Below are 14,168 nucleotides of genomic sequence, written 5' to 3'. Positions count from 1 at the left end.
CGCCGGGGCGGGTCCGGGCATATCGTTGGCATCCCAACTAATGGCGACGAGGCCACCAGGAGGCGCACCGATGCAGGAGATGGACGGCACGGCGGACACCGCGGAGCTGCGGCAGCTCTACGCGGACTTCGACACTCACCACCTGGCCCCGTTGTGGACCCAGCGCGACGACCTCATGCCCTTCACACCCGCGCCGAAGGCGGTGCCGCACGTGTGGGAGTGGTCCACGCTGTTCGGGCTCGCGGAACGGTCCGGCGAGCTCGTGCCCGTGGGGCGCGGAGGGGAGCGGCGGGCGATCGGCCTGGCCAACCCCGGCCTCCCCGGCACGGCCTACGCGACGCCGACCCTGTGGTGCGCGATCCAGTACCTCGGCGGGTTCGAGACCGCGCCCGAGCACCGGCACAGTCAGAACGCCTTCCGCTTCGTGGTGGAGGGGGAGGGGGTCTGGACCGTCGTCAACGGCGACCCGGTCGCGATGCGGCGCGGCGACCTCCTGCTCACCCCGGGGTGGAACTTCCACGGCCACCACAACGACACCGATCAGCCGATGGCCTGGATCGACGGCCTCGACGTGCCGTTCTCGCACTACGCCGACGTCGGCTTCTTCGAGTTCGGTTCCGAGCGCGTCACCGACGAGGCGTCACCCGACGTCTCCCGGTCCGAGCGGCTGTGGGCCCACCCGGGCCTGCGCCCGCTCAGCGGTCTCGAGGACCTGCCGAGCTCGCCGCTCGCCGCCTACCGCTGGGAGCACACCGACCGGGCGCTGAGCGAGCAGCTCGCCCTGGAGGACGCGGGCCACCCGGCGACCGTCGGCCAGGGCCATGCCGCCATCCGCTACGTCAACCCGACCACCGGGGGCGACGTGATGCCGACCCTGCGCTGTGAGTTCCACCGGCTCCGCGCCGGCGCCGCGACGCCGGTCACGCACGAGGTCGGGTCCTCGGTGTGGCAGGTGTTCGAGGGCGAGGGCACCGTCGTGCTCGGCGAGACCGAGCACCGGCTGCGCACCGGTGACCTGTTCGCCGTGCCGAGCTGGGTCCCGTGGTCGCTGCACGCCGACAGCCAGTTCGACCTGTTCCGGTTCGGCGACGGCCCGATCATCGACCGGCTGCGCTTCACGCGCACCTACGTCCCCGGCCGTCGGAACGAGGACCTCGCATGAGGCTCGCCACGCTCCGCCAGGGCACGACGACGGTCGCCGTGCGGGTCGACGAGCACCTCGCCGTCGAGATCCCGGGCCACACCGACGTCGGACACCTGCTCCAGGACCCGCGGTGGTCGTCGATCGCCCGCGACGCGGACGGCCCGGCGCACGGCCTCCCGGGCCTCGACCCGCGGGCCTGGGCGCCGCCGGTGCCACGCCCGGCCAAGATCGTCTGCGTCGGGCTCAACTACCGCAACCACATCCTCGAGATGGGGCGGGAGCTGCCCGAGCACCCCACCCTCTTCGCCAAGTTCCCCGAGGCGCTCATCGGCCCGTACGACCCGGTCGTGCTGCCCGCGCACGCCGCGGACGCCGTCGACTGGGAGGGTGAGGTCGCCGTCGTCGTCGGGCGGACGGCACGCCGGCTCACCGCCGCGGAGGCCGAGGGCGCGATCGCCGGCTACGCCGTGATCAACGACGTCACGATGCGCGACTTCCAGTACCGCACGCCGCAGTGGCTGCAGGGCAAGACGTTCGAGGCGACGACGCCGTTCGGCCCCTGGCTGACCACCCTCGACGCCGTCGACCCGGGCGGCGAGCTGGTCACCGAGGTCGACGGCGAGGCGGTGCAGCGCACGACGATCGACGACATGGTGTTCGGCCCGGCCGCGCTCGTGTCCTACGTCTCGCAGATCGTCACGCTCCACCCCGGCGACGTCATCGCCACCGGCACGCCCGGCGGCGTCGGCCACGCGCGGCGCCCCCCGCGCCACCTCGCGCCCGGGCAGGAGCTGGTCACCTCGGTGACCGGGCTCGGCACGCTGCGCAACGACGTCGTGCGGGAGGGCTGAGCCGTGCCCGCCCGCACCGACCGGACCACCGACCCGGAGCTCCGCGCCGGCCTGTTGCTCGCCCGCCGCGGGCAGGCCTACTTCTCCCGGAAGCTGAACGAGCTGCCGGGCGACCGGCTCGACGAGCCGTCGCTCGTGGCGGGCTGGACGCGGCGGCACGTCGTCGCGCACGTCGGGCTGAACGCGCGTGCCCTCACCCGGCTCACCGCGTGGGCGGCCACGGGAGTCGAGACGCCGATGTACCGCTCACCGGAGGAACGCGACGCGGAGATCGAGTTCGCCGCGACGCTCCCCGCCCGGGCGCTGCGCAACCTCTGCGCCCATGGCGCGGTGCACCTGGACGTGGAGTGGCGGGACCTGCCCGAGGAGGCGTGGCGCGCCCCGGTGCGCACGGCGCTCGGGCGCGTCGTGCCCGCGTCCGAGACCGTCTGGATGCGGACCCGCGAGGTGTGGGTGCACGCCGTCGACCTCGACAGCGGCGGCACGTTCGCGGACTTCCCGCCGGAGCTGCTCGACGCCCTGCTCGCCGACGTGGCCGGCGCGTGGCGCCGCCGTCTCGGCCCGGCCGAGCTGCCCCGCCTGGTGCTGGAACCCACCGACCGCGACCACGCCGTTCCGATCGATGGCAGCGCTCACATGGGCCGAAATGGCGTGGTCGGCGTTGGCTGGGAGAGCATCTCGGATGAGCACGTCGACACGGTGACCCTGCGGGGGACGGCGGCCGAGCTGGCGCGGTGGGCGACCGGCCGGGGGGCCGGCGGGGTGGTCGCCTCCGGCGGTGGTGCGGTACCCGCGCCGCCGCGCTGGCTGTGATGATCGGTCCATGACTCAGCGAAGCCGGGTGGACTCCCTGTACCTGCCCGAGCACGTGGGCTTCCTCATCCGGCGTGCCCAGCAGGTCCACCTGGCGGTGTGGGCCGAGGAGGCGGGGCCGGGCCTGAGCAACGTCCAGTTCGGGGTGCTCAACGTGCTGCACCGCACCGGGGGCGCCAGTCAGCGGGAGCTGGGCGACGCGCTCGATCTGGACCGTTCGACGGTCGCGGGCCTCGTCTCCCGGCTCGAGGCCCGGGGCCTGGTCGAGCGGGCGCGGGTCACCGCGGACCGCCGCCGCAATCTCGTCCGGCTCACCGAGGCGGGTGGCGCCGAGCTGCGTCGGCTCGTGCCGCACGCGGCCCGGGTGGACGCCTCGCTCACCGCGGGTCTGTCCGACGAGGAGACGGTCACGCTGCGGCGGCTCCTCACCCGGGTCCTCGACGCGCACGGCCACCACGCGAGCGGCGACGTCTGACCGCCTTCTGGAATACTTCCGGGCATGCCGGCACCTCTGGACAGCGCGGAACGCGTCGCGGCGGGACGGGCCGCGCGGCGTCCCGAGCAGCTGCTTCTCGCGTTCCTCGGGGAGTTCGTGCTCGACGCCGACGTCGGGCACGTGCCTTCGGCCGTGCTCATCGGGCTGCTCGCCGAGCTCGGTGTCGGCGACGCGGCCACGCGCGCCACGCTCGCCCGGATGAGCCGCCGGGACCTGCTCGCGAAGGTGCGCTCCGGCCGCGAGGTGGCCTACGGCCTCGCGCCGGCCGGGGAGTCCGTGCTGCGGGAGGCGCGCGGCCGGGTGCTGGCCGACGAGCCGTTCGCGCCCGTCGGCACCGGCTGGACCCTCGTGACGTTCTCCGTGCCGGAGAGCCAGCGGGACCTGCGCCACCGGGTGCGGGCGACCCTGACCTGGTCGGGCTTCGGCCTGCTGCGCGACGGGCTGTGGATCGCTCCCGGCGAGGTCGACGTGGCGTCCGCGCTCCGCCCGCTCGACGGCGGGCTCGCCGACGTCGAGCTGTCCGCGTTCCGCGCGTACGAGATCGAGGGCTTCTCGGCGACGCGAGCGGTGCGCTCGGCCTGGCGGCTGGACGAGATCCGCGCGCACCACCTCGGGTTCCTCGAGGTCTGGGACGGCGTCGAGGCCTCGGACGATCCGCTGCGGGACATGACGGCGCTGGGCGCCGACTGGCTCGCCCTGCTGCGCGCCGACCCGCGGCTGCCCGCCGAGCACCTCACCGACGCCTGGCCGTCCGGGCGCTCCGCGGCCACGTTCCGCCGGTTGCGCGAGGTCTTCGTCGGCGCGGCGCGGGCCGATCTGCTGCGGCGGCTGGGCCGCTCGGGAGCGCCGGTGACCGCCTGACGCCCACCCGACATTCGACGTTCTCATGACGAGCGTCACGGAAATGCTTGACGTCGTGGTGTGTGGTGAGGCACGATCGAAGCCTCGCCCGCCCACGAGGATGTGAGCAGTGGAACAGCCGATCCCCAGCAACCACCTGAGCCGAGCCAACTACGCGACCATCTGGGAATCCGTGGCCCGCGCGGTTCCTGACCGCCCCGCAGTCCGCGCCGACGGCCGCACGCTGACCTACCGCGACCTCGACGACGCCGCGGCCCGGGTCGCCGGTACCCTGCGCGCCGCGGGCCTGGGCGCCGGGTCGCGCGTCGCGATCTTCCTGTACAACCGCGTCGAATACCTGATCACCGTGTACGCGGCGTACAAGATCGGCGCGATACCCGTCAACATCAACTTCCGCTACCAGGGACGCGAGCTCGCCGACCTGCTGCGCGCCTCGCGCGCCGAGGCCCTCGTCCACCCGACGAGCCTCGGGCGGCACGTGCGCGACGCCGCGACCCACGAGACGCTCCCGGGCCTCGTGCTCGCCGTGCCCGACGACGACGGCCCCACGGAGCCCGGCCGGCCGTTCGCCACCGCCCTCGACACCGAGCCGCTCGAACCGCAGCCGCTGTCCCCGGACCACCAGATCTTCATGTTCACCGGCGGCACGACGGGCACCCCCAAGGCCGTCGCCTGGACGCACGGCAACCTGTTCGACAGCCAGCTCTTCTCGGTCTACGGCTCCCTGCCTGTCGGCGTCCCGTCCGGCCTCGACGAGGTGACGCGCATCGCCGCGCGCTCCGACCTCCCGCCGGCCGTGACCTTGCCGCTGACCCCCCTGATGCACGCCCTGGCGCTGTTCAACGTGATGAACGCGCTGGTCCTCGGCGGGTGCGTGGTCTTCCTGCCGTCCGGGCGGCACGACCCGTCCGTCGCCGCCCGCACCATCGGCGAGCAGCGCGTGACCCGGCTGATCGTGGCGGGCAACGCCGTCGTCGGCCCGCTCGTCGACGTGCTCGACTCGCCCGAGGGCGCCGGGCTCGACGTGTCGAGCCTGACCACCGTGCTCAGCTCGGGCATGGCATGGTCCGACGAGCTCAAGCTGCGGCTCCTCACGCACGCGCCCCGGGCGACCCTCGTCGACATCTTCGGCTCCAGCGAGGGCGGCCCGTTCGCCTACGGCGTGGTCCGCGGGCCGCGGGACATCCCCTGCCACCCGCGGCTCGCTCCCGGCGCCGTCGTGTTCGACGCCGAGCTGCGCGAGGTCCAGGACGTCCCGGGCGCCACCGGCGTGCTGGCCTACCGCGGGCAGATGCCGCTCGGCTACGACGGCGACCCGGAGCGGACCGCGGAGGCCTACCCCGTCATCGACGGCGTCCGGTACGTCATGCCGGGGGACCACGTCCGGGTCCTCGGCGACGGCCTGGTCGAGCTGCTCGGCCGCGGGTCCGCGGTGGTCAACACGGGCGGCGAGAAGGTCTTCCCCGGTGAGGTCGAGGCCGTCCTGACCGGCATCCCCGACGTGACCGACGCCGTCGTCCTCGGCACGCCCGACCCCCGGTGGGGCGAGGTCGTCACCGCGTACGTCGTCACCGTGCCCGGCTCCGCTCTCACCGCCGGGCAGATCCAGGAACAGGTCGGACGGCGACTCGCCGGCTACAAGAAGCCGCGCAAGCTCTTCCTCGTCGACGCCCTGCACCGCAGCCCGAGCGGCAAGCTCGACATGCGCGCCCTGCGCGCCCAGGTCCCCGAACTCGAGGCAGGTCAGCACACATGAGGTTCCGCGACGCACACATCCCCCTCGGCCTGAGCTGGACCTCGCCGTTCGCCAAGTGGCAGGGCCCCCTGGCGGAGGTGAACAGCCTCGACCTGGCCGTGGATGTCACCGGCCGCGCGCTGGAGGCCCGCGGCCTGCCGCCCGAGGAGATCACCGAGTGGACCCTCGGGTGCACCGTGCCCCAGCAGTACGGGTTCTACGGCGTGACCCTCGTGTCCCGGCGCCTGGGCGCGGGACGGTACGGCGGGCCCTGGCTCTCCCGGGCGTGCGCCACGTCCGCGGTGGTCGTGGAGCACCTGGCCACCCAGGTCGAGCTCGGCGCGCACGCCACGACGATCGGCGTCATCACCGACCGCACCAGCAACGGCCCGCTGATGCTGTACCCGACCCAGCGCGGCGCCGGCGGCGCGCCCCTGGCCGAGCACTGGGTGCTCGACCCCATGAAGCTCGACCCGACCACCGGCCAGAGCATGAACGACACCGCCGAGAACACCGCGGCCGACGGCGGCTACACGCGCGAGCAGGTCGACGAGGTGGCCCTCATGCGCTACGAGCAGTACGTCAGTGCCCTCGCCGACGACCGCGCCGTGCAGCGCGAGTACATGGTGCCCGTGCGCGTCCCGGCCAAGAAGGGCGAGATCTGGGTCGAGGAGGACCACGGCGTCTTCCCCACCACCGCCGCGGGGCTGGCCGACCTGTCGCCCGTCAAGCCCGGGGGAGTGGTCACCCACGGCGCGCAGACCCACCCCGCCGACGGCTGCGCCGGCGTCGTCGTCGCGACCCGCGACCGCGCCCGCGAGCTCGGGCAGGACGGCGTCACCGCGCGGATCCTGGCCACCGGGTTCGGCCGCGCCGAGCCGGCCTACATGCCCAAGGCCCCCGTCGAGGCCGCGCGCGTGGCGCTCGCGGACGCCGGGATCGAGATGTCCGACGTCGATGTCGTGACCACGCACAACCCGTTCGCGGTGAACGACCTGTGGCTCTCCGAGCAGCTGGGCTACCCGCTCGAACGGATGAACCCCTACGGTTCCTCGCTCGTCTACGGCCACCCGCAGGGACCGACCGGGGCGCGCGCGATCACCGAGCTCATCCACGCCCTGCACGCACGCGGCGGTGGCACCGGCCTGTTCACGGGCTGCGCCGCGGGCGACTCCGCCGGGGCCGTGGTGGTCCGGGTCGGGAGCGAGTCACGATGAGGCTGGCCGCCACCGTCGACGCCCGTCTCCACGCCGTCGTGCGGGACCGCCTCGTCGACCTGACCGACGTCCTGGGGGTGGCCGGGGCGGGTGCGGGCGGCCCCCTGCTCGCGTTCCTCGAACGCGGGGGTACCCTCGCCGACCTCACCTCCCTGGGCCTGGACGGGCTGCCCGGCCGCCCGCTGGCCGGCGCGCGTCTCGCCGCCCCGATCGCCCGCCCGGGCAAGGTGATCGGCGCGCCGGTCAACTACCTCGACCACCAGGCCGAGATGAGCGAGCAGAAGACCATCGCCGAGTACGGCGTGTTCCTCAAGGCGAACTCCTCGGTGATCGGTCCCGGCGAAGCGATCCGGCTGCCGTACACCGACGTGCGGACCGACCAGGAGGGCGAGCTCGCCGTCGTCGTCGGGCGGACGGCGAGCCGCGTCGACGCCGCCGACGCCCTCGACCACGTGCTCGGGTACGCCCCGGTCCTGGACATCACCGTGCGGTCGACCGAGGACCGCTCGACGCGCAAGTCGTTCGACACGTTCACCCCGTTCGGCCCCTGGATCACCACCGCCGACGAGGCCGGCGACCCCGGCGACCTGGAGCTGCGCTGCTGGGTGGGCGGGGAGCTGCGCCAGCGGGTCGCGACGAAGGAGCTCCTCTTCGACGTCGCCGAGCTCGTCGCGTACACCAGCCACGTCATGACCCTGCATCCCGGGGACGTCATCGCGACGGGTACGCCCGCGGGCGTGGGACCGATCACCGCCGGGCAGCGCGTCGTGGTGGAGATCGACCGGCTCGGCCGGCTGGACGTCCCCGTGACCGCCGACGGCGCGATCCCCTACGGCCGCCGCCCGGGTGCGCGATGAGCGCGCTGGACGCCCTGCTCCGGCCGCGCGGCATCGCCGTCGTCGGCGCCTCGGCCGGCCCCGGCAAGGCCGGGCACGCGATGATGCAGGCGCTCGACGGCTTCACCGGCGAGCTGTACCCGGTCAACCCCCGCGGCGGCACCGTCCGCGGCCGCACCGCCCTGACGAGCCTGGGCGAGCTGCCCGGCCCCGTGGACCTCGCCGTCCTCGTCGTCCCGCCGCGGGCCGTCCCGGGCGCGATCGAGGAGGCCGCGCGCGTGGGCGTGCGCGCCGCCGTCGTGTGCGCGGGAGGCTTCGCCGAGAGCGGCCCCGAGGGCCGGCGCCTCCAGGAACGGGCCGTCGAGGCCGCGCGCCGCGGCGGCGTCCGGCTGCTCGGCCCGAACACGTCCGGCTTCATGAACCCGGTCGACGGCGTGTTCGCGAACTTCATGCCCGCGGCCGCCACGCTGCGGCCCGGCACGGTGGGGATCGTCGCCCAGTCCGGCGGCGTCAACCTCACGATCGCGTTCCTCCTCGACCGCGCCGGCCTCGGGCTCCGCCTCGGCGTGGGGCTGGGCAACGCGGCCGACACCGGCTTCGCGGACCTGCTCGACTTCTACGCCGACGACGACGCGACCGCCGCCGTCGGCCTGCACGTCGAGGGCGTCACCGACGGCGGCGCGCTCGTCGCGGCCCTGCGCCGCCTCACGGCCCGCAAGCCCGTGGTCGCCTTCAAGGTCGGGCGGTCCGACGTCGGGGATTTCGCCCGCTCGCACACCGGGTCGCTCACCGGCTCCTACGAGCTGACCCGCGCCGCGCTCGCGCAGGCGGGAGCCGTCGTCGTCGACGGCCTGGACGAGATGGTGGCCGCCCTCCAGGCGCTGCGGTCCGTGCGGCTGCCCGCCGCGCCCCGCTCCACGACCGGCGTCGCCGTCCTCACCGGCCAGGCCGGGCCCGGCCTTGTCGTCGCCGACGCCCTCGGCGCCCGCGGCGTGCGGGTGCCCGAGCTGGCGCCCGCCACCCTCGACCGCCTCGGTGACCTGCTGCCGCCGCTGACCTACCAGCGCAACCCCGTCGACACCGGCCGGCCGTCGGACACCTTCCCCGACGTGCTGCGCCTGGTCGCCGCCGAGCCCGGGATCGACGCCGTCGGCGTGTACGCGCTCGACGAGCCCGGCGTCCTGGACCCGGTGCACGCCGTCGCGGGAACCGCCGGCCGCGTGCTGTACGCGACCGGCGGACCCGCCGCCGTCGTCGAGCGGCACCGGGAGCGGCTGGAGGACGTCGGCGTCCCGCTGTACTCGAGCCCCGGCGACCTCGCCGCCGGGCTCGCCGCGCTGGTCGACGACGCGGCCGCCCGCGCCGTCGTCGACGCGCCGCCCGTCACCGCCACGCGCACCCTCGGGCGCGCGCTGGACGAGGACGAGGCCAAGGCACTCTTCGAGACGCGCGGCCTGCGCACCATGCGCCGCCGGACGGCCGCGGACCGGGCCACCGCCCACACGGCGTTCGACGAGCTCGGCGGCCCGGACCGGCCCGTGGTCGTCAAGGTTCTCGACGCGGCAGTGCTGCACAAGTCCGACGTCGGCGGCGTGCACGTCGGGGTACGCGGCCACACGGAACTGGACGCCGCTCTCGACACGATCGACGCGATCGACGCGATCGGCCCGGGCGACGCGGATGCCGCGACCGAAGCGACCGGCGCAGGCACCACGCCCGGCGCCGGCGCCCCCGCCCGGCGCCGGTACCTCGTCGAGGAGCAGGCGCCACCCGGCACCGAACTCATCGTCGGCGGGATCCGCGACGCCGTCTTCGGCCCGGTCGTCCTGCTCGGTCTCGGCGGCGTCGGCGTCGAGCTGACCGGCGGGCCGGGCGCCGAGCCCGTCCTGCGCCTCGCGCCCCTGTCCCCGGAGCGCGCCTCCGAGATGGTGGACGCGCTGCCCGACGCCGTGCTCGACGGCTTCCGGGGGGCGCCGCCCGTGGACCGCGCGGCACTCGCGGCGGTCCTGCGTGCCGTGAGCGACGTGCTCACGCAGCACCACGACGTCACCGAGATCGATCTCAACCCGGTACGGGCCACCGCCCGCGGACCGGTCGTCCTGGACGCCGTCGTCGTCGCCGGGACCCCAGAAGAGGAGCCCCATGACCGCCACATCTGAGAAATCACCCGAGAAGCCCTCGTCGCCTGCAGAGCGGTTCCGCGAGCGGGAGACCGTCGTCGTCGGAGCGGGGCCGGTCGGGTTGACGGCGGCGCTCGCGCTGCGGTCGTTCGGACGGCCGGTGACCGTCCTGGAGGCCGGCCCGGCCGGCCGTCAGCGGCCCGGCAGCCGCGCGATCTTCACGCACAGCCAGACACTGCAGATCCTCGACCGCCTCAGCCCCGGGCTCGGCGCCGAGCTGTACGGGCACGGCGTCTACTGGAACACCCAGCGCACGTTCCACGAGGGCAAGGAGGTCTACGCCAAGACCTACCCCGGTCCCGAGCCGGGCACGTACCCGCACTTCACGAGCCTGCCGCAGGTGGAGATCGAGCGGTACCTCCACGAGCGGGCGGTCGAGGCCGGCGTGGAGTTCGCCTGGGAACAGGAGGTCGAGGGCGTGGTCGCCGACGACGACGGCGTGCGGCTCCGCACCCGGGGCGGCGACCACTGGCGGGCGGAGTACGTGATCGCGGCGGACGGCTCACGCTCCGCCGTGCGCAAGCAGATCGGCACCCGGATGGAGGGCGGGCGCGACGACGGCTGGTACGTCGTCGTGGACGTCGACGAGATCGAACGGCCCGCGCTGCCCCAGGAGCGGCACTTCCACTACGCGCACCCGGCGGCCGGCGGGCGCAACGTCCTCGTCGTGCCGTTCGCGGGCGGCTACCGGGTCGACCTGCAGCTCGTGGACGGCGACGACGCGGACGCGTTCGCCTCGCCGGACGGCGTGCGCACCTGGCTCGACGCGGTGCTCCCGCCCGGGTACGCGGAGCGCACCTCGTGGGTCTCGACGTACCAGTTCCTCCAGCTCGTCGCGCACGACTTCGCCGACCCCGCCCGCCGGGTGCTGCTCGTCGGCGAGGCGGCCCACCTGTTCGCGCCGTTCGGGGCGCGCGGCCTCAACTCGGGGGTGCCCGACGCCGAGGCGGCCGCGTCCGCCGTCGTCCTGGCGCTCGCGGCGGGCTCGCGGGCCGCGGCGCGCACCGCCGTGGAGTCGTTCGCGCTGGCCCGCCGGTCCGCGGCGCTGTTCAACCGGGACGCGGCGGGGGAGGCACTGGCGCACCTGCGCCCCTCGCCCGAGACCGCCGCCGAGGTCCGGGCCGCCGCCGGGCGCGCCCCGGGGGACGAGGCCGCGGCCGCCTGGCTCGAGAAGGCGCCCTACGGTCCCCGTGGCGTGCACACCGCGCGGACCGTCTACCGGTACTGAGTGGAGGGCGACCCGCTCAGAGGGCGACCCGCTCGCCGGTCACGCGGTTGATCACGTCGCCGAGCATCGCCGCGCCCAGTACCTGACCGGCGTCGTCCGTGACCAGGGCGACGTGCGTGGTGGCGGCCTGCATCTCGGTCAGCGCCCGGTCGAGCGGCGTGGTGCGGGCCAGGCGGACCAGGGGCCGGATCTCGTGCGACGGCAGGGCCCGCCCGGGATCGTGGTCGAGCAGGTCCTTGATGTGGACGTAGCCGGCGATCTCGCCGTCGTCGGTCACCGGGAAGCGGGAGTGCCCGGTCTCGACGCACAGCCGCTGGAACTCCCCGACGGCCGTCTCGGTCTCGGCGGTGACGAGGCTGTCCCGGGGCACCATGATCGTCTCGACGCTGGCGTCGCCGATGGCCAGCGCCCCGGACAGCAGCGCGTGCGCCTCGGCGTCGAGCAGTCCCTCGCGCGTGGACTCGGCGATGAACCCCGCGACCTCCTCGGCGGTGAACGCCGAGGCGACCTCCTCCTTGGGTTCGACCTTCAGCAGCCGCAGCACGTGGTTGGCGATCCAGTTCACCACCACCAGCAGCGGCTTGAACACGGCGACGACGACGTACAGGGGCGGGCCGAGCACGAGCGCGGCGCGCTCGGGCGCGGCGATGGCGATGTTCTTCGGCACCATCTCGCCGACGGTCATGTGGAAGGCGACCACGATCGTCAGCGCGATGACGAGCGCGATCGGGTGGAGCAGTCCGTGCGGGACGCCGAGCGCGTCCAGGCCGGGCTCGATGGCGTGGGCGATGGCCGGTTCGGCGACCGCGCCGAGCCCGAGCGAGCACATGGTGATGCCCAGCTGTGCCCCGGCCATCATCAGGGAGACCCGCTCCAGGGCGCGCAGGGTCAGTCGTGCCGCGCGCCCTCCGGCGGCGGCACGCGGTTCGATCTGGCTGCGCCGCGCGGAGATGAGCGCGAACTCGGCGCCGACGAAGAACGCGTTGCCGATCAGCAGGGCGATGCCCGTGACGATGCCGGCCCAGTCACTCACTGTCGTTCTCCTCCGTGGTGGCGGGCCGGGTGGTGAGGCGGACGCGCGCGACACGGCGGCCGTCGACACCGGTGACCTCGAGCCGCGCCCGGACCGGGATCGGCAGGCCGTCGTCGTCGAGGTGGGAACGGTCGAACGCGTCCGCCTCGATCGCGTCGCCGGTGCGGGCGAAGCGTCCGATCCGTTCGGTGATCATGCCGCCGATGGTGTCGGCGTGCTCGGCCTCGGGCACCTCGATCCCGGTGGCGTCGCCGACCTCGTCCGGGCGCATCAGCCCGGGCAGGCTCCAGGCTCCGTCGGGCAGGCGCCTGGTCCTGCCGACCGGCCGGTCCTGCTCGTCGTCGATCTCGCCGAGCACCTCCTCGACGAGGTCCTCGAGGGTGACGATGCCGTCGGTGCCGCCGTACTCGTCGACCACGACCGCGAGCTGGAGCCCGCCGCGCAGCTCGGCGAGCACGTCGTCGAGCGTCATCATGCCCGGGACGGCCGCCACGGGCTGCATGAGGGCGGTCGTCATGACCTGACCGCGGCGTTCGGCGGGCACGCCGAGCGCGGCCTTGAAGTGCACGACGCCGACGATGTCGTCGACGTCGTCGCCCTGCACCGGGAACCGCGCGAGACCGGTGGTGGCGGTCAGCGCCAGCAGTTCCTCGGCGGTGGTGCCGGCCTCGACGAACCGGACGCGGGGGCGGGGAGTCATCACGTCGGCGGCGGTCAGCTGGTCGAACTCGGCAGCCTGCGCCAGCCGGTCGGCCGCCCCGCGGTCCAGCAGGCCCTGCGCGGCCGAGCGCGTGGCCAGCGTCGCCAGTTCCTGGGCGGAGCGCGCCGAGGCCAGTTCCTCGCGCGGCTCGATCCCGAGCGCGCGGACCATCGCGTTGGAGGCGCCGTTGAGCACGACGATCAACGGCCGTGACAAGGCCGTGAACAGTCGCTGGGCCCCGGCGACGGCACGGGACACGCGCACGGGCTCGCTGATGGCCCAGTTCTTCGGGATCAGCTCACCGAAGACCATCTGCGCCACGGTGGCGATGATGAGCGCCGCGGTCAGCGCGATGCCCAGGCTGGTCGCCTCCGGCAGCCCGGTGGCCTCGATCGGGACGGCCAGCAGCGCCGCGATCGAGGGCTCGGCGATGAAGCCGACGATCAGGCTCGTGACGGTGATGCCCAGCTGCGCGCCGGAGAGCTGCGTCGAGAGGGACTTGAGCGCCTTGAGCACCGAGGCCGCACGCCGGTCGCCGGAATCGGCGGCGCGGGAGATCGTCGGCCGGTCGACGGTGACGAGCGCGAACTCGGCGGCGACGAACAGGGCGTTGAGGGAGATCAGAACGACGGTCAGGAAGACCAGCAGCCACGCCGCTATCACCGGAGAGGGCCTCCTCGATCGGGCGACAGCGGGTTGGGACTGTGTGCGTCGGCGTCCATAGCCAGAAGGTACCCGAAGCCGGTTCCGGGTCGCCAACCGGCGGTCAGCGGTCTCGCAGCGCCGAGATCAGCTCCTCCTTGCGCATCGTCGAACGGCCGTCGATGTCGAGTTCCGCGGCACGCCGGCGGAGGTCGTCGACGGTCCACTCCTCGTAGGGCTCGGCCTTCCCGCCGCGCCTGCCGACGGCGGAGCGGCCCGAGGCGTCGCTCGCGTTCGCGATGCGGGCGGCCTTCTCCTTCCCCGCGCCCTCGCGCCGGAGGGCCTCGTACACCTCCTCGTCCTTCACGCTGGGACCGGGATCCTCGCTCCGGGACCTGGGCATCGTGATCTCTCCTTCGGTCGTGACGTCAG

The 14,168-nt window shown here is 74.4% G+C and carries 13 protein-coding genes; 10 read left to right on the top strand and 3 right to left on the bottom strand.

The window, feature by feature from the left end; genetic code table 11:
* Positions 1-70 precede the first annotated feature (70 nt).
* The 10 genes from EDD34_RS12545 to EDD34_RS12500 all read left to right on the top strand — a co-directional run bounded on the left by EDD34_RS12545 (position 71) and on the right by EDD34_RS12500 (position 11,361).
* Positions 71-1,162 carry a cupin domain-containing protein gene (locus tag EDD34_RS12545; RefSeq protein WP_123814875.1) on the top strand — a complete coding sequence of 364 codons (1,092 nt, stop codon included), beginning with the start codon at positions 71-73 and terminating at the stop codon, positions 1,160-1,162.
* On the top strand, positions 1,159-1,995 hold the full coding sequence (locus EDD34_RS12540) for a fumarylacetoacetate hydrolase family protein (RefSeq protein ID WP_123814874.1): 837 nt from the start codon (positions 1,159-1,161) through the stop codon (positions 1,993-1,995). The genes EDD34_RS12545 and EDD34_RS12540 overlap by 4 nt, the downstream gene beginning before the upstream one ends.
* Positions 1,996-1,998: 3 nt before the next feature.
* Positions 1,999-2,808 carry a maleylpyruvate isomerase family mycothiol-dependent enzyme gene (locus tag EDD34_RS12535; protein ID WP_123814873.1) on the top strand — a complete coding sequence of 270 codons (810 nt, stop codon included), beginning with the start codon at positions 1,999-2,001 and terminating at the stop codon, positions 2,806-2,808.
* 10 nt (positions 2,809-2,818) lie between these two features.
* The gene (locus EDD34_RS12530; protein WP_123814872.1) at positions 2,819-3,283 is read left to right on the top strand and encodes a MarR family winged helix-turn-helix transcriptional regulator; all 465 of its coding nucleotides are present in this window, start codon (positions 2,819-2,821) and stop codon (positions 3,281-3,283) included.
* A 24-nt stretch (positions 3,284-3,307) separates the two neighbouring features.
* Positions 3,308-4,165 (top strand): PaaX family transcriptional regulator, encoded by an 858-nt coding sequence (locus EDD34_RS12525; protein ID WP_123814871.1) that lies wholly within the window; start codon positions 3,308-3,310, stop codon positions 4,163-4,165.
* Positions 4,166-4,274: 109 nt separating this feature from the next.
* Positions 4,275-5,921, top strand: coding sequence for an AMP-binding protein (locus EDD34_RS12520; protein WP_123814870.1), 1,647 nt, complete (start codon positions 4,275-4,277; stop codon positions 5,919-5,921).
* Positions 5,918-7,117, top strand: coding sequence for a thiolase family protein (locus tag EDD34_RS12515; RefSeq protein WP_123814869.1), 1,200 nt, complete (start codon positions 5,918-5,920; stop codon positions 7,115-7,117). Before EDD34_RS12520 ends, EDD34_RS12515 begins: the two co-directional genes overlap by 4 nt.
* The gene (locus EDD34_RS12510; protein ID WP_123814868.1) at positions 7,114-7,974 is read left to right on the top strand and encodes a fumarylacetoacetate hydrolase family protein; all 861 of its coding nucleotides are present in this window, start codon (positions 7,114-7,116) and stop codon (positions 7,972-7,974) included. The genes EDD34_RS12515 and EDD34_RS12510 overlap by 4 nt, the downstream gene beginning before the upstream one ends.
* A complete protein-coding gene (locus tag EDD34_RS12505) occupies positions 7,971-10,112 on the top strand; it encodes an acetate--CoA ligase family protein (RefSeq protein WP_123814867.1) in 2,142 nt (713 codons plus the stop codon). The genes EDD34_RS12510 and EDD34_RS12505 overlap by 4 nt, the downstream gene beginning before the upstream one ends.
* Entirely contained in the window at positions 10,096-11,361 is a 1,266-nt protein-coding gene (locus EDD34_RS12500; protein WP_123814866.1) for an FAD-dependent monooxygenase, read from the top strand. Before EDD34_RS12505 ends, EDD34_RS12500 begins: the two co-directional genes overlap by 17 nt.
* Before the next feature lie 16 nt (positions 11,362-11,377).
* Here EDD34_RS12500 and EDD34_RS12495 read toward each other — a convergent pair whose 3' ends face one another.
* The 3 genes from EDD34_RS12495 to EDD34_RS12485 form a co-directional block, all read right to left on the bottom strand.
* Positions 11,378-12,394: a hemolysin family protein gene (locus EDD34_RS12495; RefSeq protein ID WP_123814865.1), complete on the bottom strand. Its 1,017-nt coding sequence runs from the start codon at positions 12,392-12,394 to the stop codon at positions 11,378-11,380.
* Positions 12,387-13,757 carry a hemolysin family protein gene (locus tag EDD34_RS12490; protein WP_123814864.1) on the bottom strand — a complete coding sequence of 457 codons (1,371 nt, stop codon included), beginning with the start codon at positions 13,755-13,757 and terminating at the stop codon, positions 12,387-12,389. Before EDD34_RS12490 ends, EDD34_RS12495 begins: the two co-directional genes overlap by 8 nt.
* A gap of 103 nt (positions 13,758-13,860) precedes the next feature.
* Positions 13,861-14,139 carry a DUF7218 family protein gene (locus EDD34_RS12485; protein WP_123814863.1) on the bottom strand — a complete coding sequence of 93 codons (279 nt, stop codon included), beginning with the start codon at positions 14,137-14,139 and terminating at the stop codon, positions 13,861-13,863.
* Positions 14,140-14,168 lie beyond the last annotated feature (29 nt).

It is taken from the genome of Myceligenerans xiligouense, assembly GCF_003814695.1.
GTDB lineage: Bacteria > Actinomycetota > Actinomycetes > Actinomycetales > Cellulomonadaceae > Myceligenerans > Myceligenerans xiligouense.
The sequence above is the reverse complement of the archived record's forward strand: the minus strand, read 5'-3'. Positions and strand labels throughout refer to the sequence as shown.